The organism is Umezawaea sp. Da 62-37, from assembly GCF_032460545.1.
GTDB lineage: Bacteria > Actinomycetota > Actinomycetes > Mycobacteriales > Pseudonocardiaceae > Umezawaea.
In genome coordinates this window covers 31318-54444 of the sequence record NZ_CP135965.1, presented here as the reverse complement: position 1 = coordinate 54444, position 23127 = coordinate 31318, and the positions used below count along the sequence as shown (strand labels likewise).

General features: G+C 69.5%; 25 protein-coding genes. 13 read left to right on the top strand and 12 right to left on the bottom strand.

Translation table 11 applies throughout. The features are described 5' to 3' along the window. The first annotated feature begins 5 nt into the window (after positions 1 to 5). Together RM788_RS00245 and RM788_RS00240 are read left to right on the top strand one after the other, a co-directional pair. Entirely contained in the window at positions 6 to 140 is a 135-nt protein-coding gene (locus RM788_RS00245; protein ID WP_315929343.1) for a hypothetical protein, read from the top strand. Then, positions 141 to 419: a hypothetical protein gene (locus tag RM788_RS00240; RefSeq protein WP_315929344.1), complete on the top strand. Its 279-nt coding sequence runs from the start codon at positions 141 to 143 to the stop codon at positions 417 to 419. Positions 420 to 911: 492 nt separating this feature from the next. Here RM788_RS00240 and RM788_RS00235 read toward each other — a convergent pair whose 3' ends face one another. Together RM788_RS00235 and RM788_RS00230 are read right to left on the bottom strand one after the other, a co-directional pair. Beyond that, complete coding sequence (locus RM788_RS00235) at positions 912 to 1049, bottom strand: hypothetical protein (protein ID WP_315929345.1); 138 nt, start codon at positions 1047 to 1049, stop codon at positions 912 to 914. 207 nt (positions 1050 to 1256) lie between these two features. Next, complete coding sequence (locus tag RM788_RS00230) at positions 1257 to 3173, bottom strand: hypothetical protein (protein WP_315929346.1); 1917 nt, start codon at positions 3171 to 3173, stop codon at positions 1257 to 1259. Positions 3174 to 3573: 400 nt separating this feature from the next. Here RM788_RS00230 and RM788_RS00225 point away from each other — a divergent pair, with 400 nt between their 5' ends. After that, positions 3574 to 3834 (top strand): hypothetical protein, encoded by a 261-nt coding sequence (locus RM788_RS00225; RefSeq protein ID WP_315929347.1) that lies wholly within the window; start codon positions 3574 to 3576, stop codon positions 3832 to 3834. Positions 3835 to 4154: 320 nt separating this feature from the next. Here the strand turns inward: RM788_RS00225 and RM788_RS00220 are convergent, their stop codons facing one another. From RM788_RS00220 to RM788_RS00200, 5 genes are all read right to left on the bottom strand, one after another. Then, positions 4155 to 4625 (bottom strand): hypothetical protein, encoded by a 471-nt coding sequence (locus tag RM788_RS00220; RefSeq protein WP_315929348.1) that lies wholly within the window; start codon positions 4623 to 4625, stop codon positions 4155 to 4157. Continuing rightward, positions 4622 to 5338, bottom strand: a complete 717-nt coding sequence (locus tag RM788_RS00215) for a recombinase family protein (protein WP_315929349.1) — start codon at positions 5336 to 5338, stop codon at positions 4622 to 4624. Before RM788_RS00215 ends, RM788_RS00220 begins: the two co-directional genes overlap by 4 nt. Then, a complete protein-coding gene (locus RM788_RS00210; RefSeq protein ID WP_315929350.1) occupies positions 5338 to 5859 on the bottom strand; it encodes a hypothetical protein in 522 nt (173 codons plus the stop codon). Before RM788_RS00210 ends, RM788_RS00215 begins: the two co-directional genes overlap by 1 nt. 146 nt (positions 5860 to 6005) lie before the next feature. Next, positions 6006 to 6635, bottom strand: coding sequence for a pentapeptide repeat-containing protein (locus tag RM788_RS00205; RefSeq protein WP_315929351.1), 630 nt, complete (start codon positions 6633 to 6635; stop codon positions 6006 to 6008). A 463-nt stretch (positions 6636 to 7098) separates the two neighbouring features. Beyond that, positions 7099 to 7524, bottom strand: a complete 426-nt coding sequence (locus RM788_RS00200) for a hypothetical protein (RefSeq protein WP_315929352.1) — start codon at positions 7522 to 7524, stop codon at positions 7099 to 7101. A gap of 277 nt (positions 7525 to 7801) precedes the next feature. Between RM788_RS00200 and RM788_RS00195 the strand changes: the two genes are divergently transcribed. Continuing rightward, on the top strand, positions 7802 to 8347 hold the full coding sequence (locus RM788_RS00195) for a hypothetical protein (protein WP_315929353.1): 546 nt from the start codon (positions 7802 to 7804) through the stop codon (positions 8345 to 8347). Between the two features lie 1045 nt (positions 8348 to 9392). Here the strand turns inward: RM788_RS00195 and RM788_RS00190 are convergent. Continuing rightward, a complete protein-coding gene (locus RM788_RS00190; protein WP_315929354.1) occupies positions 9393 to 10760 on the bottom strand; it encodes an NsdA family TPR-like regulatory protein in 1368 nt (455 codons plus the stop codon). A gap of 174 nt (positions 10761 to 10934) precedes the next feature. Between RM788_RS00190 and RM788_RS00185 the strand changes: the two genes are divergently transcribed. The 7 genes from RM788_RS00185 to RM788_RS00155 are packed head-to-tail and all read left to right on the top strand — an operon-like array spanning position 10935 to position 17777. After that, the gene (locus RM788_RS00185) at positions 10935 to 11483 is read left to right on the top strand and encodes a DUF4254 domain-containing protein (RefSeq protein WP_315929355.1); all 549 of its coding nucleotides are present in this window, start codon (positions 10935 to 10937) and stop codon (positions 11481 to 11483) included. Continuing rightward, on the top strand, positions 11480 to 13492 hold the full coding sequence (locus RM788_RS00180; RefSeq protein WP_315929356.1) for a hypothetical protein: 2013 nt from the start codon (positions 11480 to 11482) through the stop codon (positions 13490 to 13492). The genes RM788_RS00185 and RM788_RS00180 overlap by 4 nt, the downstream gene beginning before the upstream one ends. After that, entirely contained in the window at positions 13489 to 14058 is a 570-nt protein-coding gene (locus RM788_RS00175; protein WP_315929357.1) for a phosphoribosyltransferase, read from the top strand. The genes RM788_RS00180 and RM788_RS00175 overlap by 4 nt, the downstream gene beginning before the upstream one ends. Then, on the top strand, positions 14037 to 15218 hold the full coding sequence (locus RM788_RS00170; protein ID WP_315929358.1) for a glycosyltransferase family 9 protein: 1182 nt from the start codon (positions 14037 to 14039) through the stop codon (positions 15216 to 15218). Before RM788_RS00175 ends, RM788_RS00170 begins: the two co-directional genes overlap by 22 nt. Before the next feature lie 5 nt (positions 15219 to 15223). After that, complete coding sequence (locus RM788_RS00165) at positions 15224 to 16399, top strand: hypothetical protein (RefSeq protein WP_315929359.1); 1176 nt, start codon at positions 15224 to 15226, stop codon at positions 16397 to 16399. Next, the gene (locus RM788_RS00160; RefSeq protein ID WP_315929360.1) at positions 16396 to 17154 is read left to right on the top strand and encodes an SDR family NAD(P)-dependent oxidoreductase; all 759 of its coding nucleotides are present in this window, start codon (positions 16396 to 16398) and stop codon (positions 17152 to 17154) included. The genes RM788_RS00165 and RM788_RS00160 overlap by 4 nt, the downstream gene beginning before the upstream one ends. Beyond that, positions 17142 to 17777 carry a histidine phosphatase family protein gene (locus tag RM788_RS00155; protein WP_315929361.1) on the top strand — a complete coding sequence of 212 codons (636 nt, stop codon included), beginning with the start codon at positions 17142 to 17144 and terminating at the stop codon, positions 17775 to 17777. The genes RM788_RS00160 and RM788_RS00155 overlap by 13 nt, the downstream gene beginning before the upstream one ends. Here RM788_RS00155 and RM788_RS00150 read toward each other — a convergent pair. Then, positions 17774 to 18235, bottom strand: a complete 462-nt coding sequence (locus tag RM788_RS00150; RefSeq protein ID WP_315934947.1) for an NUDIX domain-containing protein — start codon at positions 18233 to 18235, stop codon at positions 17774 to 17776. The genes RM788_RS00155 and RM788_RS00150 overlap by 4 nt on opposite strands. 419 nt (positions 18236 to 18654) lie before the next feature. Between RM788_RS00150 and RM788_RS00145 the strand changes: the two genes are divergently transcribed. Next, positions 18655 to 18888, top strand: a complete 234-nt coding sequence (locus RM788_RS00145; RefSeq protein ID WP_315929362.1) for a hypothetical protein — start codon at positions 18655 to 18657, stop codon at positions 18886 to 18888. A gap of 72 nt (positions 18889 to 18960) precedes the next feature. On the opposite strand, the gene RM788_RS00140 is transcribed toward RM788_RS00145, so the two are convergent. The 3 genes from RM788_RS00140 to RM788_RS00130 form a co-directional block, all read right to left on the bottom strand. Beyond that, complete coding sequence (locus RM788_RS00140; protein WP_315929363.1) at positions 18961 to 20166, bottom strand: hypothetical protein; 1206 nt, start codon at positions 20164 to 20166, stop codon at positions 18961 to 18963. Next, the gene (locus RM788_RS00135; RefSeq protein ID WP_315929364.1) at positions 20163 to 20783 is read right to left on the bottom strand and encodes an RNA polymerase sigma factor; all 621 of its coding nucleotides are present in this window, start codon (positions 20781 to 20783) and stop codon (positions 20163 to 20165) included. The genes RM788_RS00140 and RM788_RS00135 overlap by 4 nt, the downstream gene beginning before the upstream one ends. 287 nt (positions 20784 to 21070) lie before the next feature. Beyond that, positions 21071 to 21703, bottom strand: a complete 633-nt coding sequence (locus tag RM788_RS00130) for a hypothetical protein (protein WP_315929365.1) — start codon at positions 21701 to 21703, stop codon at positions 21071 to 21073. Between the two features lie 890 nt (positions 21704 to 22593). Here RM788_RS00130 and RM788_RS00125 point away from each other — a divergent pair. After that, positions 22594 to 23058, top strand: coding sequence for an NUDIX hydrolase (locus tag RM788_RS00125; protein WP_315934948.1), 465 nt, complete (start codon positions 22594 to 22596; stop codon positions 23056 to 23058). The last annotated feature ends 69 nt before the right edge of the window (positions 23059 to 23127 follow it).

Below are 23127 nucleotides of genomic sequence, written 5' to 3'. Positions count from 1 at the left end.
CGATCGTGACGGACCACAAGGCCCGCAAAGCCGACGCGCGGGTACTCGCGCAGGCCGAGAACATCTCCTACACCAGCGCGCTACGCCAGGTCACCTCCACCACCGGCACGTCCGGGACCGCCCGGCCCCCGGTATTGTAGGTGTGGACCGAGTACTGGGACGGTCCGTCGTGGGGCGGGGGGCTGCACACCCACGGCGTCACCGTGACCATGACCGGCCGCGCGGACGGCGGCACCGGCGACTGGCTGACCCCGGCGCAGTGGCCCGGCGACCGGACCGACCTGGACCGCGTCTTCCGCCGCGTTCCCAGGCCCGATGGCGGACTTGAACTCGACCACGACCACCTCGACCGGGTGCTGACCGCCGCGTGGCCCGGCGCCCAGGTCACGGTGGAGGAAATCCGACACGGCCCACGATGACGTCGACCAGGACGACGATGACACCGTGGACGACGAGGAGTTCCCGGTGCTGGCCCGGCGGGAGTTCAGCCGTGACTGCGTGGACGACTGCGGCGCGCAGTACTGACCCTCGCCGACCGGATCCTTCCGGTCGGCGACGAGGGCGGCCGAAGCACGAGTAGGTCACTGGTCGTCGCGATCGGGCTGGGCCTTCAGCATGATCGCGCCCTACGGTGAGACCCATGGAGTTGGTGGCGACGGGTGGCGGCGGTCGCGAGTCGGTGGCGTCGTGACCAGCGGCGACAAACACGGGGGACCGGTGTCGTGGTGGCGTAGGGCGTGGTGGTCTCTCGGGGAACTGGTCGAGGTGACACGCCGACCGACACCGTCCCCGGTGCTGTATCTGCGCTGCGGCGACTGCGCACAGGTGGCACCGCGCACCACGATGCGCCGTCACGGCCGACTCGGCGGTCACACGACGCCACCGGAGCACCCGTGCCCACTGTGTGGCGCCTACGCGCCCCGAGTGCTTGGCGACCAGGTCGACGTCGCCGATCCGACCGTGCCGACGGTGACCATGACCTGCGTGGTGCGGTTCGGGTGCGTCCAGTTCTGGAAGCGCTGCCGCACCACGTTCCAAGTCCCGGCCACCGCCGTGTCGGTGATGTGCCCCGCGTGTGGAGAGGATTACCGCGGACCTGCGTCGCTCAATCGACCCTACAGCCCATAAAGCCGGTCAGGTCGCCGGTTGTGGTGATGATGGTGGTCATCGTCGGTCAGTGGTCACCTTGGTGATGCGCTTGTCCGGAAACCGCCCGGCACGGAGTCGGATTCGGCCGCCGCGAACCTGTCGAGAACTTATTTCCTACCTGCGAGTGGACCCCAGTAAAATGCGGCATGACAGTTCCCGCCACTTACGTCGAACGCGGAAATCGTGACCGTGTCCTCCGTTATGCCGTTCATCCCAGTAAAAGTCAGTGCGGACCTCAGGAAGTTCTCGTCGACTGGTTGCATGTCGATATTTTCGACTTTTACCCTGCTTGACTTGAACGACACCTCGACATTGATCCCGGCGCACAGCGGGGTGGCGTACACGTAGCTTCGGATCTTGCTGACAGTCCACGGTGAATCCGGATTGAGCGTGAAGGTGACCTTCCCTCCTTTCCTGTCGTTCAGGTTCCACCTGAAAAAATATCCGGCGTAGCCCGAATTGAATTCTTGTACCTCGACCACGTCCCCGTGGACGTCTTTGATGCTGTGCCTGTTGGGGTAAAGCGTGTGGACACCGGCGGCCGCATCCGGGATAGGATTTTGCGGACTGGCGAGGTCGGGTGTCGGTTTAAGTGGGACTTCGATATTCGGGTTTTCCGACTTGGTCAACGTGGACGACAGCAATACCGTCGACAGTAAAGTCGTCACGATTTTTTTCGTCCTGTTTTTCCTGACAGTGCTCCGAGGGGTTCTCCGTAGTTTCAGGACCTCGACGGGTACCCCTGCGAAGCCGATCGGCGGTGTCGTGGGCGACACGACGTCGATCGACGCCACATCCGGATCACGCGGTCGTCGTCCGCCCGGACCCCGGCTGCCGTCGGGATCTCGCCGCGCCGCCGAGTCGCCGGTGGTGTCGGGGTCGTCGGCCGAGGACTGGACGGCCAGGCGCCCGTGGTCGGGGTTGTCCGGGGACGATCCGGCGTCATCGCCGGAAGGCGGGTTCTCCGCGTTGTCCACCTCGGGGCGGACAATCCCGGACGTCGTGCCAGGCCCCGGCAGGGCCTCCGGCGGGCCACTGTCGGACACGACCGTCACGGGCGGTTCCGCGGACGGGGGCGGGTACGCACCCCCGTCGTCTGAGGTCACACCCTCCTCCGCGGAGGTGTCGGTGAGGTGCCGACGGACCACGGCGCGGTTGTCGCTGCTGGTCTGGAGCATGTCCTCGACGCGGTCGAGGGCGGAGTCGGTCTCGGCGATCATCTGCAGGCCGACCGGGTCCGGATCCTGGGCCCCCTCGGTGTCGACCTGCTTGGCCAGGGGGGCGGTGGAGATGGACTGGGCGTCGTCCAGGCGCGCGGTCAAGGCGAGCAGCAACCGTTTCAGGTCCTCGGCCAGGACGGCGAGCTGGGTGACCTCCTCCCGCGTTCTGGCGAGCTGGTGTTCGGCGCGGACCAGTCGGTCGCCGACCTGTCTGGTCCGTTCGGCGAGGACCGCGGTCGACCCGGTGTCGGACTCCCGTTGCGCCGCCGCCAGGGCGTTGCGCTCGTCGAGGAGCACGCCGTATTGCGCACTCAGGCGTTGTACGGCGTAGACCAGGAACACGGTCAGTTTCTCGAGCTGCTCCTTGTCCCGGCAGGTGCGCAACAGATCGGCCTGGGCGGTGATGAGCTTGTCCTTGAGTTGTCCGATCTCCTCGGACAATCTGCGCTGATCGTTCCGGGATGGGTGTGGGGTGCCGGTGTCTGCTCGGTGCTGCTCCTCATACTTGCCGGCTCTGTGCCTGAGCCGTTCCAGGGTGTCGATGGTGGTTTTCCTGGCGACCGATCCCGGCGTGGTGTTCTGTATCCACAGCTCCAGGAAAACCTTGATCAGGGATGTCGGCAGCAGGCCCCTGCGCATTTGCATCAGTTCCGTGATGCGCTGGGGTGCGACGACATCGGGTTTCGGTACCACTCTGGCTGTCGCGGCACCTTCCGGATCGGTCTCGGCCCACCGCTTCACCACGTCCTTGAGGGTGAAGCCGCCCTCCTCCCGTAATCGGTAGAGCAGTTCGACCAGCTCCACTCCGGCTTGTCCGAAATGGAGTGGCAGGTACTTCTTGTCGACCTGTGGTGGTGCTCCGACCGTTCTCGCAGGTCTGCCCGCCATGTCAGCCCCCATGTGCTTGCCTCACGTGCCGTTGTTGTCCGCCAGGAGTAGCAGGACAACGATCATGCCTGTCGTAATGGAGAGGCGGACGTCGACCCCCGGTGGCCGCCCCCCGACGTCTCCGCACGGCAGATGTGCCGGTGTGACCGCCGGGGGCCACACGGTCAGTGCTCGGGCCGTGTGTCGGGGGTCGTTCTATGTTGCCCACGACAGGGCTGTGAACGCGGCGGGACCCCTGGTCGCCACCAGGGGTCCCGTGTATCGCAGCAGCCCGGTCCGTGATCCCTTACGAGGAAGTCGGAAGAGGTACTGCTTTATGAGCCTACGACCCGGGAACGATGTTTCCGGCCCCGAACAGCCGGAGGGTCAGCCGATCGGCAGGCCTGCGAGCTGGGTGGGCGAGTTGTCCGGCAGACACTTCTGGCGTGGGTATCTGGTGTTCGTCACGGCGTTGACGGCGTTCATCTTGTTCGCCGTGGTGACCGGATCCAACGGGCCGATATGGGCGGGGGTAGTGGTGACCGCCCTCGCAGGCACCGGCGCCGCGGGCGCGGTGGCGAAACGGCGCCGCCGCTGACGGATCGGATCCTTCGACCAGCGTCACGACTCGCCACCCTGGTTCGTTCGGACCGGCGCCCGGCGGGTACCGGCGGCCATGCGACTGGCGCGTTTGCGGCAGGCCGGGCCGCAGTAGAGCCGTGGTCGTCCCGTCCGGGCCGGTCGGATGTCGTAGTCGCACCCCGCGGCCGCGCAACGCCGGCGCCGGTCGCCGACGACGGTCGCCGACGACGTCGCGGAGCTGCTCGGCCAAGGCCTCCAAGCGGATCGCCGCGGCGGCCGGATAAGGCAGCGCGGCCGCCGCAGCGACGGCGGCCGCCAACTGGTCGGCCAGGTCGATCAGGAAGCGCGGGGAGGGCAGCAGGCGCTCGGACCGTTCCCTGATGCGGCGGGGGGTGTTCCAGTCCGGGAGCGCTGCGGCCCGGACCCGCTCGGCGAGTACGACCAGGTGCTCCGACAGGGCGTCCAGCTCAGCCGGGGCCAAGGAGTTGATCCGGCCGAGCCGGGCAAGTTCGCGCGCGCGGGGGCGTTGGTCGCGGTGAGGCGGCCATGCTCCAGAGCGTGGGCGGCTTGGTGGGCCAGCGGGTGGAGCTGGCGCAGAAGTTCGGCGACTACCTCGATGTCACGGTCACGGTCGCGGTCGAGCAAGGTCGGGTCGACCACGACCGCGGCGGAGACGATCTCCACGGCCTCGCGGGCGCGGTCGCGCGCCCGGTCCAGCACCGGCTCCCCGCCGGAAATCCTCGACGCCAGCGTGGACAGCCGCTCCACAACGCCCCCGCGTTTCGTGACCTGTTCCGGGACGCTCACCGGTCGACGACCTCGCCATCGACCCGACCGGCGGACAACGCCGCGGCGGTCACCGTGGCGCTCCCCGCGGGCAGGTCGTCCCCCCGCACCTCGGACACGTACTTGTAGATCGTCGCGCGGCTCACCCCGAGCAGGCGGGCGATCGAGGAGACGGTCTCGTCGGGTTGGGCCAGCAGGGCGCGGGCGTGTCGGATCTGCTCCGGGGTCATCGCCGGCGGCCGCCCGAGCCGTACGCCGCGGGCCCGTGCGGCGGCCAGGCCCTCGTGGGTGCCCTGCACGATCAGCTCGCGGATGAACTCCGCGAGCGCGGCGAACACGTGGAAAACCAACCTGCCGCCGGGGGTGGTGGTGTCCAGCGCCTCGTGCAGCGACCGGAACCCGACACCGCGGCGGCGCAGGCCTGCGACCAGGGAGAGCAGATCCTGCAGGTTGCGGCCCAGCCGTGCGAGTTCCAGCACCACGAGGGTGTCGCCGGGCCGCAGGTAGTCCATGCACGCCCGCAGTTCCGGGCGGTCGGCGTCCTTGCCGGACTGCTTCTCCATGAATACCCGCATGCATCGCGCGGCGCGCAGCGCGTCGAGCTGGCGGTCGAGGATCTGCTCGCCGGTGGACACCCGCGCGTAGCCGACGAGATCGCCGCCGCCGATCGCGTCGAGCGGATCACCGTCCAACTCCAAGGGGACCGGCGCGACCTCGCGCGAGGTGCTGGGCATCAGGACCACACCCGACGTACCGGAGGTGGCCCGGCCGGGGCGTCGGGCGCCGCGGCGGGCGGGTGGACGGACACGCCCGCGAGGACCGGCCGGTCCCCCGTCGACAGGCGCGGCTCGATCTGCACCGTGACCCGCCCGGCCGCCAGTTCGGCGACTGGGTCCGGCCGCGCGTCGGGGACCACCGCGCCCACGACGAACACCCGGTCCGGGGCGAAGTAGCCGACCCGGCAAACCGCCGCCACCCCGACGTCGACCAGGCGGTCGCCGGTCCAGTCCCTGATGTCGACGGTGCCCACCCGCAGCATGTGGCCGTCGGCCGTGTGCACCTGGTCGACCGCCCACGTGTCGACCACGCCCGGCTCCAGCAACCGCAGGCCGAGCCGCGGACCGACGGCCACGATCCCGGACACCCGGCCTTCCGCGCTCACCAGCAGCGCCAGCCCCTCGCCCGGTGGAGCGGCGCCGAGGTCGTCGTTGTCGAAGTGGAACCAGTCGCCGGGCGGAAGCCAAGTGTGCGTCATGCCCCAAAGTGTATTAGAAAGGGTGGTTGAAGACTTGTTGAACACACAGACTTTTCAACATCTTTTACAACAGTTTCGCACTCGGCGGACGGGTTTCGGACCCCCTGTTGTGGATCATGTCGAGAAACGATCCTTTTGCAACAAGATCAACGCCACCAAGCGCCCGTGGTGGCCTCGTCGGTCCTCGCGCCGTCGATCATGGTCTCCTCGGTGTGCAGCGAATCGGTGAGGTTTGCGCCACCGAGGTCTGTGTCGGTGAGGAGCGCGCTCCCGAGGTCCGAACCGGCAAAGTCCACGCCGCTGAGGTTTGCGCCGACAAAAAGTGCCCCGATGAGGTCCACTCCGATGAGGCGCGCCTTGGTGAGATCAGCTTGTCGAAAGTTGGCACGGGAGAAGTCCGCCCCGAGGAAGTCCACGTGGCGCAGGCAGGTTTGGGACAAGTCGACAGAATTGACGTCGTAGAAGCCTGGGCGAACCTGCCGGTTGGGGCCGGGGCCGCGGCGGCCGAGCACGGTCAGCGCGGCTTGCACGTCGAATGTCGGCGGCCGGTCCGGACATGCCTCCGGCAGACCGTCGACTTGGGGACGCGGGGCGGCGCTCCGAATGAACGCGGACAGGACCTCAGTGATGGTCGAGTAGTCACGGGGAGAGTCCAGGGACAGGCGTTCGAGTGCGTAGATCCCGCCGAGGCGGGCCTGCAGGTGGTCGGCACCGGCGCGGTCAAGCTGGTCAACCGCCTTGGTGAAGCGGTCGGTGAGCTGGTTCTGCTCGGCCACCGTGTTCTGTGCGCGAGTGGCCTGCAACGACAGGCCGGTGAATACGACACCCCCGACGGCCGCCAGCGCCGCGAGCAGCGAGGCAACTGCCGTCCAGTTCCACGACCGGTGAGTCGGTAATCGACGTCCGCGACTCGTGCCTGACCGAAGGAGGCCGGGAGTGCGGGGAGTCCGGCTGGGCGGGCTTGGGGGAGAAAGTCGGCGAGGGCGTGATGCGCGAGGGGGGTTCATCGTTCAAGGCTGACATTCCCAAGTGGCCGGCGGCGCTGCAGGGAGGGCGGGAGCCTGAGGCTTCCCTGCCCTCCCTGATCACCACGCCGGATTCTCGACTTTTCTCCGGGCTGTCGACCGGACTGCATGCCTTTCTCTTGGCCGAAGCTGGCATGCCGGTATGGGCCGGACGCCTTCCGACTCACTTGCGCCGCGCAGGCCGCCGCCGTCAGGTGAAGCCGCGAGATCTTCTTCAGCCCTGCCGGGCGGCATCGGGCGTCTTCGCCGGTGCCGGGGACAGCACGAGCGCCAGCAGCAATGGGCCGGTACCGGAGACGACGCCGCCGACGATCATGGCGAGCAGGTCGAATCGGCTGATGCGCAACTGCGTGGTGAGCGCGCCCAGCACCATCAGGATGGCGGCGAGCGCGAGGACCCCCTGCCTCATGGCGTTGCTTCGACGGGGGTCGATCGAGCGGACTCCCACCCAGGTCGCGCATAGGGCAGTCAGATGGATGGCCAGCGGCATGGCGAAGGTCAGTATCGCGGGCAGCTCCAGCGCCGCGTATGCGCCGCCGATCCCGACCGTCGCCACCGCCGCCGAGGAGATCTCGGCTATCGCGAGCAGTAAGAGCAGGTACCAGGGGGTGTCGAACGATGATGCGGTCTGTTCACTCATGAGGTCAGAGCGTAAAGGGCTGAACACCCTGGGTCACCGGGGTGTGAGGCGGGGCTTCGATCCAGGCAGGCCAGCCCAGGCGAACGCACCAAATCCCGCGCGGACTACGCGTCGATCTCTGCCACTTCGGCGACCTACTTTGCGGTCCAAGTGGTCAGCGGCGCGGGCGCGGGCGCGCGTGCCCGTCCCCGCCGGCGCCGTGGTGGGTCACAAACGATCGTTTTTGGCCATGCAGCAGGTTCGCCAAACGGCGCTGCTATCCGGTTACCCTCTGTGCGTGAGCCTTGACGATGCCATCCACCGGTCCCGCGCTCAGGCCGACGCCGCGGCCGCCCATCGCCGCCGCGAAGCCGAGCAGAAGCAGCAGGTGTGGGAGCGAGTGCGGGAGCTCTGCTTGCAGGCCGTACCCCATTTGATCAACCTCGGGACCGACACCCACACCAGAGTGGAGCCGGCGAAGTGGTACCAACGGGGTCAGTACCGGGACGCAGCCGGGAAGTCCTACCGCGTCGTGCTGCACCAGCGCTGCTGGATCATCGCGCACACCGCGGGCCTGCGTCACGGCAAGGGCGAGTGGATGGATTCACCGGGGTTGCTGCTGGAGGACGGCTCGATCGGACGGTTCTGGCCCATACCCGCCCTGCGACGCAACGGAGCGAGCCTGCGCGACGGGGAGTTCGTCTCCACGATCGATCTGGACTCCATCGAGGACCAGAACGACTACACCTTCCACGGCGACCTCGTCCAAGCGGTGACCAAGGCCCTCGCCGAGGCTGTCACGCTCTACGAGAGAAGCGGCGGACGGATCCGCGGCCCGTTCTGATCGGCACGGTGCTCGGCCAGCCGTGCCGATCAGGAGGACACCGACGACTCGCCTGGATAGCTACCCGCCGAGACGGTTGCGACACCGGTCCTGATGCTCAACGAGAGAGGCCCCCCGACAGCGTTTCCGCTGCTGGGGGGCCTCTGCGCTGTGCGGCCTGGCCGCGTCGGTGGGAGTGGCACGAACTCCTCCGACATGCCTATACTGGCGGTACCAAGGCAAGTATGACCGCATAGCTAAACGCAGCGGACCTCCAAGGCCAGTCCAGGTTTACGTACCTGGCGAAACGGCCTAGGGGGTCCTTTGCGTCTGCGCACAGAGTAGCACGTGAGTTCGTTCGCGCCACTCCCCATGAATGCACCCCCACCGTGGAGGGTGCATTGTTCCTCTCTAGCAACCCGTCACCGTCGACCCTTGACGAGTGGAAGACGCGCTGAGTCAGCTCTACCGTCGGAGCTCGGCGCAGTGGAACGCAGTCAATCGCAGTGGAACATGGTTGACACTGGTCAACCGGGGTGTCGGGGCGTGTACAACGGTCTGGATTCACTAACCGTTCCGGTAGTGGCTGTTGAATCCACACCTTACTCTCCGGTAATTTTGCCCCTCTTGTCCATGTTTTCGTATGTCTCCTAGCTTTTCGCTTGTAAAACCAACTTTCATAATTGGAATATCGAAACGACTCTCCTTCCGGTCACTCTTCGGTAATACCTTCCGGATTCCGGATCGATGTACAAGCCAACACCTTATCCGTACATGTGATAGGCCTGACCTGGGTGAACGTGCCGAGCAAGCATCCACCCCGTTCACGTCCCAGCCGCTGGCTCGCCCTGCCAACCGTAGGGTTACTCGTCAGTACCACAGGACTGCCCGTTGGTACTACGGGTCACTGCCATCGCCTGAGACTGCGAGCACGCCAGGATTTGGCCTTTTCGATATGACTTTCGTGTCCTGTCGCACCCCTCACGAGCAGGGGATCGATGTAAAAGGTTCAGCAGCGCGCTGGACCGGCAGGCCAGCCTGCTGGGTTCCGACGGTGGAACAAGGTTCAGGCAGCGCGGGCGTGGTGGAGGAAGTCGGCGACCGCAGGTTCGGTCGCCCATGGCGTGAACCGGTCGGCCAGGTCCCGGAAGTAGCCGTCCGCGCGGGCCGAGGCGATCCCGGCCAGGCCGCGTAGCGCGCTGTGGCCGTGGGCCAGCGCGGCGTCCAGGTCGGCCTCGCCTTGCAGGTAGGTGCTGGCCAGCACCACCTGGCGCAGGCTGTGGGAGCGGGTGAACGCGGCGTTGGTCCCGGCGTGGGCGTTCCATGTGCGGGCGCGGGAGGGGAGTTCGAGGTCGCGGTGGATTTCCACCGCGTCGGCCGCGAGCCGGGTGCGGCCGAAGAACCCGATCCACCGCGGGTCGTCGCCAGTGTCGGTGGACTCGGCGCGGTCGAGCAGGGTCTCGGCGGCACTTAGTGCGCGTAGCGCCCGCGGCGCGTCGCCGGATCTGGCGAACACCCTGGCCGCGACGAGCTGGCAGAAGCCGAGCACGCGTGGGGTGGCGCGGCCTCGGCCGCGTTCGGTGGCCGCGTCGAGCATGTCGATGGCGATGTCGTGGTGGTCGCACAGCGTGGCCTGCAACGCCATGCACGCCAGCAGGTAGCAGCCGAGCGGGACGTCGCCCGCGGCGCGGGCCAGGCGCAGGCCCTGGATGAAGTGGCGCTGCGCCAGGCCGTGCGCGCCGCGGTCGACCGCGCTCCACCCGGCCACCTGCGACAGTTCGGCGACGGCGGCGAACAACGTGCGGCCGGTGGTGTCGGTGTAGGTGCCGTGCAGCAGCGGGGTCGCGCGGTCGGTCAGGCAGGTGTCGACCATCCGCACACGCCAGTTCCCGCCGCCGAAGCGGGAGTCGGCGCGGCGCGCGTCCTGGGCGGTGGCAATGAGGTCCTCGACATCGTGGCGGCCCACCCGCCGCCCCGGCGTGACCGGGCCGGGCAGGGCGGTGTCGGTGTCGGTGGTCAGCCACCGGCACAACGGGGTCGTGAACGCGGTGGCGGCCACGCCGGCGGTGAGCAGTGCTCGGCGGTCCATGACGCTCCAGAAGTCGGTGGCCACGGCGATGGCCTTGGCCGGGTCTCGCGGGAAGTGCAGGCCCGCCTGGTCGTCGTCGTCCTCGGCGTGGAAGCCGATCTCCGAGAGCGGGACGAACCGGCCCAGCGCGTCGCCGAGCACCTCGGCGATCACCCGGCGGATCGGCGGTTGCGGGGTGATGCCCGCGCGCCAGTTCGCGATGGAGCGGTGGGTGTAGGAGACGCTGATCCCGCCGCGGCGGGCGCGGTGGTTGACGCGCGCGGCCAGCGAACTGCTCGACATGCCGGTGTGGTCGAGCAGCGCGGCGAGCCGGGTGTTGGGTTGGCGCAGACCGGCTGAGGGCACCGTCGCCACCTCCTCGTCCAGGTCAACGCAGCGTACTGGTCCGGGTGCTGTGTGTGTGCGGTTCGCGTGCCACCGTGACCCCCCTCGTGCACCTGCCGACCCTGGCCGGAACCGGGTTTGCTCGGTGTCCCTCCGCGTCCATCGACCGCGGGAGCCGTCCACCAGGGAGCCGCCATGCCGGTCACCACAACCACCGAAACCCCACGCTCGGCCGCCGCGCAGCATCCCGGTGTGCTCGCCCCGTCGTCGGCGGACCTGCTGGCGTGGTGCGACACCGCGGCCACCACGCCGGTCATGCCCGCGTCGGCGTTCCTGCGGTGCCTGGTGGGCGAGTTGGCCGCGGGGCACCGGGAGCAGTGGTCGGCCGAGGACCGCAGCCGCTGCGGCGGGCCTGTCGAGGTGGCCGTGGCCAAGCGGCGCATCGACGAGCTCAACGCCCGCCGCGTGGCTTTGGTCGACCGGCTCAACGAGCACGTCGCCGCCTACGCGCCCGCCTGCCGGGCGGGTGCGGCGCTGCACACCGAGACGGTCGGGTCGGTGATCGACCGCCTGGTGATCGCGGTGGTCCGGGCCCAGCGGGTCGACCGCGCCCGCGCCGAGATCGCCGCGACCCAGCTGCGCGAGCTGGCGGCGGCCTACGACGGGTTGCTGGCCGAGGTCGCGGCCGGGCAGCGACGGCTTCCCGGCTGGACGGCGCTCAAGACCTACGGAGCCCGACCGTGACCACGTCCGCCGCCACGTCCGCCGCCACGTCCGCCGCCGGGACCGCAGCTGGACCCGAGCGGGGGAGTGGGATCGCGGTGGTGTCGTTCAACGGCGCGGACAACGCGGGCAAGACCACCCAGCTGCGGTGGCTGGCCGCGGCGATGCCCGGCGCGGACCCGGCGGGCGGCATCGACGGCCACGACCCGCAGTGGACGAAGGTCTCCGGGCCGGGGTTCGCCCGCTGGTGGTTCGCCGAGTGCCCCACCGACGAACACGTGGCGCTGGTGATGCGCAGCCACACCGCCCGCGGCCTGGCCCACTGCGGCGGGTTGCGGCTGGAGGACCGCGGGTTGCCGATGCTGCTGGCGGTGTGCGCGGCGACCTGCGTGGTCAAGGACGGCCTGGCCCCGGACGACGCGCTGCGCGTGGTCACCGATCTGGCCGCAGCCGTCGACCCGCCGCCGGTGACCGGCGGCCAGGTGCACCTGCTGCTGCGGCACGCAGACGGTGCCCCGGGGCGGGAAGCCGCGCTGGCCGTCGCCAGGGACCCGGCCCCGCCCGGCCCCTGGTATGTGGCCTACCAGCAGGCGCTGGCGCGGATCCTGGCCGAGCAGACCGACCGCGGCGTCTACGACGCAGTGCTGGTGCGCGGGCAGGAGTCTGTGCTCGGTGTGCAGCGGCGCGTCCGCGAAGTCCTTGCGCTGCACGGGGTCGCGGTCTCGCGGCTGCCCGCGGCGACTCCGGATCGGGTGTGGGTGGTGGGCGGGATGTCGGAGGCGGGCAAGTCCGTGCTCGGCTCCCTGCTGGTCGCCGAGCACGGCGCGACCCGGCTCAAGATCGGCTACCTGCTGGAACTCGCGGCGCTGCGCGCGGCCGTGACCGACCCCTACACCGTGTGGGACGAGCGGGAGCAGGCCCGGCGCCTGGCCGAGGAACTGCTGCGGTTCACCGCGGCGAACAAGACCGGGCCGGTGGTGCTGGAGTCCGCGCACCGGCTGGAGGCCACCGCGCACCTGCGCGACTGCCTCGGCCCGCTGTGCCGGGTGGTGTTCGTGCGCACCGACCCCGCCACCCGCGCGGCGCGCGCGGTGGAGAGCGTGGTCAGCCTGACCGGGCGCGACGCGGTGAAGGCCAGCCGCGGCGCGGAGCGCATCGAGGCCATCGCCGACGTCGTGGTCGACAACTCCGGCCCGTTGGCCGCGCTGAAGCTTGCCCTGCCCGCGCTGGCCACCGTTCCCGCGCCCGCCGTGCCCGGCCACCCGCCGAACTCGGTGGCGGCGGTGGCGGCGCGGGGCCGGTGGGTGGCCGCGACGAACGCGGACTGGCTGGAGCGGGTGATCGAGCACCTGGTCGACGGCGACACCGCCCTGCTGCTGGCCACCGGCAGCACCGGCCGCGCCGACTGGACGCGCGACTGGTCGGACGCGGACCTGCTGCTGGTGCGCGACACCTACCCGGCCGCGTGGTTGCGGGCCGTGCCCGCGACGTTGCCGCCCCTGTCGGGGGTGAAGTCCGGGTTGACGATGCTCACCACCACGGAGGTGGCCGTCGGGCGGGTTCCGCCGCGGGTCGTGCACGCCCTGCGGCTGCTGGCCGCCACCGGCGATGGCGTCCTGCACCACCGCGACGGCTACCGGCCGCCGGACCCGGCCGCCGAGGTCGACGACCGGGCCGGACGCGGCGAACTCGGGTTAGTGCTGATGACCTGCCGCCGGCTGCTGGCCGACCCGGTCCCCGACGTCCGTGCGGTGCACAAGCACCTCGTGCTGGTGGCGAAGGTCCTGCTGCGCGCCGGGCACGAGCCGCAGCTGCGCGACGAGGACGGCGACCTGGTGCTCGCGGACCTGGCCCGCGCCCACCCCGACCTGCCGCCGCTGCCCACCCTGGCCGCCGTCGCCGCCCTGCACCGGACTGCGGCCGACCGGCGCGATCCCGACGCCGTGGCCGCGCTGCTGACCGCGCTCGCGGCCGCCCTCACCCTGACCGACCGGTCGCACACCATCACCACCTGGAGGACCACCTCGTGAGCACCACCGGCGTACCCATCGCCGCACTGTCCCCGTACCGCGCCGAGCACGTGCGCCGCCATGGCGTGGCCGGGGAAGCACGGGACGTCCGCGTCGTGCACGAACTCGACGGCATCACCGCCCCGGTGACCGCCGACCGGCTCGCGCAGGTCGGCGCCGCGCTGTGGCAGGCCCACCGCGACCTGCCCGACCACACCCCGCCGGATCTGCTGTTCGGGTTGGACGCCGGGGGCATCCCGCCGACCCTCGCGGTGGCGGCGGCCAGCGGGCTGCCCTACCAACTCGCGTGGAAACTCGACCTCGAGTTACCGAACAAGGCGGTGTTCCACGAACCGCACGCGCGCCGCGTCGAGGTTTTCAGCTACGCCGCAGTGGCAGGGCTGCGGGTGGTGCCGGTCGACGACGAGGTCACCACCGGCAGCACGCTGGCCAACCTGACCGCAGTGCTGCGGGCCGCGGGCGCCGTGGTCACCGACGCGCTGTGCCTGGTGGAAGACCGCACGGCCGCGGGCCGCGCGGTCCTGGCCGGGATCGGGGTGCGGCTGTGCGCGCTGACCACCCTGTGACCACCGCACCCGGCGCCCCCGCGGCCCTGGCCGCCACCGGGATCGCGCCACGGCCGTCACCTCGGCCGTCGCCGTGGGACTTCGCCACCGTCAACGTCCACCGCGGCGGGCCCGTGCTGGTGCGCCACCCGCACGCTCCGCTGGGCCGGAGCCTGCCCTACCGCCGCCACGCCGGTGACCACCCGCCCTCCGATGACCACACCGAACAGCGGCTCGCGCGGATCCGCGCGCACGGCTGGACGGTGCACCTGCCCGCCGGCAGCCTCGGCGACACCCTGCTCGGCTTGGCCACCGCCGCCGGACTCGCCGCCGCGGCACCCGAGCAGCCCCTCCACTACTCCGGGCCCCGCCCCGACCTCATGCTCCGCAGCACCCTGCCCCTGACCTCGGCCACCGCCACCACCGCCGACGGGCCCCACGTGCTCAGCACCGCCCGCGCCCGCGACGCCACTGGGTCGCGGTTCACGGTCACCCCGGAGCTGCCGCCGACCTGGCTGGAGCCCATCGACGAGCACCTCGTCCGCGTCCACGCCGACCTGCCGATGCGCTACTACCTGGCCCTAGAGCAGGAACTCGGGGTTCGGCTGCCCGCCGAGCACGCACCCGCCCCCACCTACCGCTCCGACACCGTCGCGGCGACCGTAGGGCGGGTGGTGTTCGTCGGCGCGACCAGCCGCCCCGACCGCAAGGACGTCGGCACCGACGGCTTCGCCGCCCTGGCCCGCCGACTGGCCGCCCGCCGCGACGGCCTGTCGTTCCGGATGCTCGACGCACCCGACACCGGCACCCGCGAGCACGAGCTGTGGAGGAACCTCGGCGCCCCGGCGGCGGCGGACTGCGTGGACGTGTTCGCCGACGCCGAGCTGGTGATCGGCAACGACACCGGCCTGACGCACTTGGCCGCGCTCACCCGCCGCGGCGACGGCACCGGCCCGACCGTGCTCGGGCTGGCATCCCGCCACGCCCACACCAAATGGACCACCGGCAACCCCCACCACACCACCGTGGGAACCCGGTTCTCCGCGATGCTCTCGGCCGCCGACCGCTGCCCGGTGCGCGACGACCTCGACGACACCCTGTGGGGGAGTGCGTCGGCGATCACCGGCCTGCCCACCGACCAGGTGGCCGCGGTCGCCGGCCACGCCGCCGGCTGGTGGTGAACGGCGTGGCCGCCCTGCTGTGGATCGGGCACCACCGCCGTGCCACCGCCAACCACACCTGGCACCTCGACCTCGGCCACCGTGCCCTGTTCGTCAAGGCCAACCCCCACCACGACGAAGCCGCCGCCGAGATCACCGGCCACCGGGCGCTGGCCGGGCACTACCCGGTACCGCGGCTGCACCACGCGCGGCGGCTACCCGGCGCGACCGTGCTGCTCTACGACCGGGTCCCGCACCTGCGCCCCGACCACGGGCTGCTGCTCGACGTCCTCGGTCACGCCGACGCCACCGGCGACCACACGCACCTAGCTGCGGCCTCCGCCGCGTTCACCGGCCACTACCGGCGGGTGTTCACCGAGACCGCGGAACTCCGGTGCGGGTGCGAGGTCGTCGGCAAGCTCTACCGCGACCGCGCCGCCCCCGGCGGCCGACTCGACACCCACCATCACACCGACCCGTGGCTGGTGTTCCCCGATGGGCGCTCGCTGCACGCCCGCGACCTGGCCACCACCCCGCTCGTGGTCAACGGCCGCCCCACCCGCATCGACTTCGCCGTGCTCGTGGAGCAGTTGCGCGACGACCTCGGCCCGCACCGATCCGTGCTCGCCGGGATCGGGCAGGGCGACCCGACCCCGTTCAACCTGGCCTGGCACCCGCAGCACGGCCCGACCTGGCTGGACTACGACACCGCCGGACGCACCGCGATCCCCGGCGAACTCGCGGTGATGCTGGCCGACCTGTGGATCCACGGCCCCTGGCTCACCCCCGTGCGCGACCTTGCCGCCTACCGCGACCACCCCACCGCCCTCGCCGCCACCGCCCACGAACCGGACGTCGCGGTCCACCAGCACGACGACACGGTGGAACTCCACGTCGAGCACCGGCCCTGGGGCGCCCGCGCGGCCTTCGCCCGCGCCTGGCTCGAGGACCTCATCCTGCCGCTGGCCGCAGACCTCGGCGTCCCCGACGTCGCCGGGTGGCTGCGCCCCTACCTGCTGATGCGGCTGCTCACCGTGCACCGCCCGGCCGACCTCCCGCTCCCGCGGGCCGCGCTGCTGCTGGCCGCGCTCGCCGACCTGCTTGACCACGACACCGACCTGCACCACCTACTCGGCCTCACCACCACCGGCCCGACGGCCGAGACCGGGCAGGCCACCACCAGCACGAGGAACCCGACGTGAACCACCAGCCCACCGCGCGGGCGCGGGCGGCGATCACCGGTGCGGGCAGCGGCATCGGCGCTGCCATCGCCGAGCACCTGGCCGCCAACCACGACCTGCTGCTCACCCACCTGCGCCTCGGCCCCGACCTGGACGCCGTCACCGCCGCGTGCGCGCGGCGAGGCGCGGCCGTCGACGTCGTCACCGGCGACCTCACCACTCCCGGCGGCCTGACCGCGGCCAGCACCGCCCTGCTCGACCACCGTCCGGCGGTGCTGGTGTGCGCGGCGGGCGCTTATCCACGCATCCCGTGGCAGGCCAGCACCCCCTCGGTGTTCGCCGAGCAGGTCACCCTCAACCTCACCGTCCACGCCGCCCTCGCCCACGCCGCCACCCCCGCACTGATCGCCGCAGGGGACCGCGGACGGCTGATCACGATCTCGTCGGTGCTGGCCGGGGTCGGCCGGGTCGAGTTGGCCGGGTACATCGCGGCCAAGGCCGGACTCGAAGGCCTGACCCGCGCGCTGGCCCGCGAGCTCGGTCCGCACGGCGTCACCGCCAACACGGTGCGCGCCGGATCGATCGTCGTGGATGCCGAACAGGCCGTGGTCGAGGACTACGCGGCGATGCAGATCCGCCAACTCGGCCGCCAAGCCCTCCAGCGCCGCGGCCACCCGGACGACGTGGCCGCGCTGGTGGCGTTCCTGGCCAGCAGGGGAGCGGGGTTCATCACCGGCCAGACGCTGACCGTGGACGGCGGCTGGTGCCTGACCTGACCCCGCCCACCGCGGCAAACCGGTATGCGCCGGTGCTGTGGATGCGGCACGGCACCAGCATCGACGGCGAACAACGCCCCCACGCCCACGCCCGACCCGACACCCCGCTCTCCGACCACGGACGCGACGAAGCCCTCGCGGCGGCCGACCGGCTGCGGATGGTGAACCCGGTGCTGATCGTGTCCAGCCCGCTGCCCCGCGCCCGCACGACCGCCGAGCTGCTCGCCCATGCCTTGGCCGTCCCGCTGCTTCCGGCGCTGGAGGTGCTGCGGGAGTGGCAGGCGCCGGACTGCGTGCTCGGCTTGGGCCCGGAGCAGTACCCGCCGCGGTACACGGCGTGGAAAACGAATCGGCACCGGCGCATCGGCACCGCGCTGCCCGGCGGGGAAAGCCTCGAGGACCTCCACACGCGGGCCCGAGCCGCACGCGACACCGCAGACCTGCTCGCCGACGGCGTCACCGGCCTGGGCGGGCCGGTGGTGATCGTGTCCCACCAGCTCCTGATCGGCGCCGTCGCCGCGCTCACCACCTGTGCCCCGGCCGGAGAGCCGACCGTGGCCGCGGTGTTCGCCGCCGCCACGCGGTTCCGGCTCGACCCGGCGTCCTGGTGGGTGCCCGGCTAGGCCAGGTCGGTGGCTTCGGCGACCAGCGCGTCGACGTTGTCCAGCACGAAGCCCCGCAGCACGGCGGGCTTCAGGTCGATCGTGTCGACCTGGTGGATCGGGACGTGCACGACCTCGTAGCCGCCGCGGCGGCCGTCGGTCCACTCCTCACCTGTGCGCGCGGCCTCGTCCAGCGTGCGCAGCCGCGCGATGAAGACCTCCTGCACCGACACCCCGCCACTAGTGGGGGAGGAGATCAGCAGGACCCGGCCGCCGACCGCGGCCGTCGCACCGAGTTCCTCGGCCAACTCCCGCTCCAGCGCTGCCTCTGCCGTGGCGTCGGCGTCGTCGATCCCGCCGCCGGGGCTGGTCCAGTACGGGGACTGCCCCTGTTTGGTGCGTTTGATCAGCACCAACCGCTGCTGGTCGTCCAGCAGTAACGCGCGCGCCGAGCGGCGCACGATCGGGGACGTCGACATGGTCACGCGAAGGCTCTTTTCGGCCGGGAACGAGGTGGTGGACCAGTGTCCCGCCCAGCGCCCAGTCCGTACCAATCGCTGGTCCGGAGCAGGACGTTCGGACGTCGGTGTGGTCTGGGAGTTGGGTTGGCAGGGCGACGCGGACACGACTCCCGCGCTGCCGACGAAGGAGACGCGACCGCCGCCCGGTGCGGTGCGAGCCTGGCGCTGGGCTTCCGGTCCCCGGCTCGCGGCGCCTGGGGTAGCGGCTCCCCGGAAAAGATCCGGACGGATAGGGGGTGTTTCCCGGTCGGACCGCGACTAGTGGGTTAACGGCGCATCAACGCGGCGAGGGACCCTCCGGGCCTGGAGGGTCCCTCTATTCGCAGCGCTAACCCAGGTAGCCGTTAGGAACCGAGGAGCACCGCACCATGAGCCTAATGCCGTCGAACGGTAACGCGCCGGACGGCCGTCACGACGAGAACGACCCCGAAACATGGAGCGCGATGGTCCACCAGCTGCTCGGCGATCCTCGCCGAATCCGAAGCCTGTGCCTGCTCACCCTGTTCTTCGTGGGGATCATCGTGATCGCCGTCGCCGCGCTGGCGTTCCTCTCACCGGACGCCCTGAGGATCATCCTGGTCGTTCTGCTCGAGAAGCTGAGCATCGGCTAGGAAATGCGCACCCTGTGAGGGGCCCCGGCTGAGCCGGGGCCCTCACTCGTGCACGTCCGATGCGTACGGCTTCTACTTCTTGCAGTCGTCCCTCGCGTCATCGACCACCCAGGCCGACTTGCGCTTGCCGATCTGGGTGCCGAACTTGAGCTCGCCGATCAGTTTGGGCTCGCCGACCTGGGTGTCGAAGTTGTCATCGACTCCACCCGGCCGATCTTCCACCGATTCCGGGATCGGATCGGACTCCCTGCGCCTGATGTGAAGCATGGGGATTTCGCGGGATAGTGCGAGTCTTCTTGGTGATGTGACAATGAAGGCGTCCAGTGCTGCCTTCGGGATCAATATTGGCAAGACCCGTTCCCTGGCATGCCATAGTCCGTTGGAGAAATCCAGAAGGCTTGTTTTAGTCACGGGCGCATCCGGGAGAACCTTGTTTTCGTTCAAGTCTTCATCAGATTCCTTCCCTGCAAGGATTTCGGCGGCCGCAAGAGCTTGCCATGAGAACAACCAAGAGTCCAAGGCGAAGTCGCTACTTTTGAACGCTACCCATATCTTCCTACCATGCTGATCGGTTTTCGAAACCATGTCCGCGTGCTCATCCGCATGCTTCGCGCCGCTCACGAGCAAAAAGTTTGCCACAGCTGTAGCCAAAGCTGTACGACTGACGACATGCTCCGACTTGACAGGCGAAGAGAACCCGGTGACATCACGGACAAGCCCGCCCCGAGTGTCAAGCAGGTTTTCGGCAGCGGCTTCAGCCCTGGCCGCCGCCACAATTTCGCTGGCGCGCTCTTGGGCTTGACTGATCACTCGCTTCATGGTGGACAACGCGTCATCCACGATCTGGGCCGCCTCGGTCTTGGCGTCGTCGACGATGTTGCGCGCCCACTGGAAGCTGGAAGAGTAAAGGTCAGTGTTCGTGCTTCCGTCGTCGTTCCTCTCGTATGACGGAAGCTCGGCCCGGAGTTCGTCGATCTGACCGAGGAGGCTGTTCACGCCCGACACGCCGTAATTCGTGGCCATCGTCAGGTAGTACTCGGCGGTGCTCAGATCACCCATCGCGATGTAGCCGCGAGCCAGTTCCAGCGCGCCGTGACCGAGTTCGATGCGCCGCATGTCGTCGTCCACCGTCGCCTGCTCGTCGGCCGTGAGCGACTCGGCGCGCGCCTGCACGTCCTCGAAGGTCAGGGGCGGCACGTCCGCGACCCAGGAGATGTCAGGCGCCTGACGCGAGAGCAGGTCTTCGATGTCGTCGCGACCGTCGCCATCAGCGTTCACTTGTCCTCCTTCAAGGTCGTAGGAGATGCCGCGGGAGTAGTGAGTCCTACCTCTGACATATGTTTCCGAAGTTTGACGAGCGCCCGATCGACATGACCTTGTACGCTTTTTACCCTGATCCCCATGTGGTTCGCGACATCCTTCCATGTCAAGCCTTTGACGAACCGAAGGTCAATTGCGGTCCGCTGGGGTTCGGTGAGCTTCGACAACCCTTCGGGTAATGCTCTGTGTCTGCGAATATATTCGTCCTGGTCGCAGATGTCAGGCTGCTCGGCGAACTCTTCTACTGTTTTTAGCTTGATCGCTTCTAGTAGCTTCCGAGAACTGTCCCGCGCACGAAGCCAATCTACAATCTTATTGTCGACAATGCCCCAGATGTAGTTGTTCCAGTTTTTATGGACAGTTTGATCGTAGGACCGGTGGACGCCCAGCCAGATATTCGACTCGATGTCCGTCAATGCTTCGCGGGGTGCCTTCTTGGCTATGTAGTTCCGGATCTTGGGTTGGTACAGCTCGAAGAACTCCTTGAGGGGGAGCCGTTCGCCGCCGCTGGTGGCGGGGGGACCGTCGGCGTCCTCGTCCTCGTCGTCGGGGTTGGTCACGGATGACTCGATCACGACTGGTGGGCCTCCACAGCACGCCCAGCAGGTTCTCGATCACGTTGAGGGCGACTGGTTCGTCGTCCGCCGTTCGTCGTCATGAGGGTCTCCTCGCCGGAGGCGGATGCCGGTTGGTTCCCGCGCTTACCCTGCTAGTCGGGTCTCGACTCGGGAACACCCCCCATCCTGGGCAAAGAATCTTGAAAAACTTCAGGGGCAGCGGCTGAGCTGCCCGGATCGCTGCTCGAGGCCGTTCATGTGGGCCCGCACGACGCCGGAGTCGTGTGCCGTGTCGTAGGCGGTGGTCATCGCCGCGGGCGGGTGAGCAGCGCGTCGAGAAAGCGTTGACCCGCGGCGATGCCGATGCCGGTGGTGAACGCGGCGAGCAACCGCGCGGCGTGGGAGGTCCCGGTGTGACGTGGGTCGGCCGGAGCGGGGATCGGAGCGCCTGGAGGAGGGAAGTCCGGTTCGGGCTGCTCGCGGTCGACGGGTTCCTCGGCCGCGGCCCCGGTGGGGCGGGACAGGCGGTGGACGTGGTGGACGACGTCGGCGAGCTTGGTGGCCACCGGCTGCTCGTTCCAGACGAGCAGTTCGACTCGGCCGAGGCGGGCCAGTTCGGCGAAGCGGCCGTCCGCGCTGCCGACGAGGAAGGTGCGGATGCCGTCGGCGTGGACGCGGTGGGCGTGGGCGAGCAGTGCGAGTTCGGCGGCGTCGGGGCCGGGTGCCACGCGCAGCGGCGCGATCCGCAGCTGGGCCAGCTGCGAGGCGAGCGGATCACCGTCAAGGGTGTCGGGGCGTGCGTAGGCGGCCACCGCGTGGTGGATCGTCCCGGCGGCGGCCAGCAGCGTTTCCAGCCGTGCCCGCAACGGCCGTGGACGGAGTTGGGTGGCGCCGAGATTCTCCAGGTCCAGCAACAGAACTCGATCTTCGGAGATCACGAGGTCCTCTTTCCACTGTGCTCGTCGAGCGTGCTCGTGATGACCCACTCGGTCCTCACCACAGCGCCCCGGAACCCGGCGACGGGAGACGCAGTACAAGATCGTTGTCCGGATCGAGGAGGTACGCAGGACGAGGTTCGCGGTCGTGCTGGCCAAACGCGTCGGTGCTCCGGTCCTGCTCGTGAGGTCGCAGCGGGGATGCTGCTGCGATGAATCGGTTAGATGACGGCTGGTCGTGGGCCTGGCTCTGCTCGTGGCCCGTGCTGACGTCCAGGTTCGCGGTCAGGCGCGGCCTGGGTGCAGATGGTCATGTTAGGAACAGGCTGCCCGCAGTGACGCCGTCAGCTGGCTGATGGTCGAGGTGACCGGGTTCGTGCGGGTCTCGTCCGGGTTGGTTCACGGACGGCGGGGACGTGGCCGCGGCAGGGCGGGTCGGCTCAGTGCCCCCCGCGCGACGTTCACGGACCCCACGGGTAGGTCAGCGCGTCCCGGTCGAACGCGTGGATCAGCTCGGCGTCGGTGACGTGGCTGTCCGGGCGGAGGGAGGAAGTGTTGCCGAGACCGGCCGCGTTGAGCACGGCCCAGACCGCTTAGGCGATGGCCGCGTAGGTGTCGTTCGGCAGGTCGGGCGGCAGGCGCACTTCCAGGTGTCGGGTGTCGTCCACAGTGGCCAGATTGGCAGGGCACCAGCGTGCGCGCCAGTCCCCAATCAGAGGGTTTCCGCAGGTCAATTGGCCAATGGCCAACTCCGTGACCGTCGACGCATGACCCGATGCCGCTCCGGAAGAGTAAGAGAACCGCCATGACCGGGGACCTGTTGTGCCCGGCTCCGCGCCCGCACGGAACCACCCGCGCACCGCTGAGCAGCGGCTGCGACACTGGACGGTGTGATGGCCCCACCACTGCGCGTCGCCGCCCGCGTCATCGCCCTCGACCCCGCCGGACGGGTGCTGCTGGTGCACTATCCAGAACACGGCGGCTTCTGGGCGACACCCGGCGGACGTGTCGAGGACGGCGAAGACCACCGCACCGGTGCCCGCCGCGAACTGGTCGAGGAACTCGGCATCGACGACGCCCGCATCAACCTGCGTGACCAGGTGGCCGAACGCAGCCAGGAACACGAGATCGGCGACCAGGTCGTCCGGCAGGTCGAGCGCTACTTCCTCGCGGAGTTTGGTGCCGAGAACATCAACCCGGCTCAAGCCAACCAGCCCGACACCATCAGCGCCGTTCGGTGGTGGACGCTCTCAGAACTCGCCGACACGACAGAAACGGTCTACCCGCTCGGCCTCGTCGACCTCGTCACGAACATCCAGACCATGGGGATTCCGTCGAGTCCAGTCGTATTGCGGTAGGCACCTTGCGGTGTCCGGACCTAGTTTGCGGGTCTAATCAAGCGGCTTTGGATCCAGCGGACTCGTATC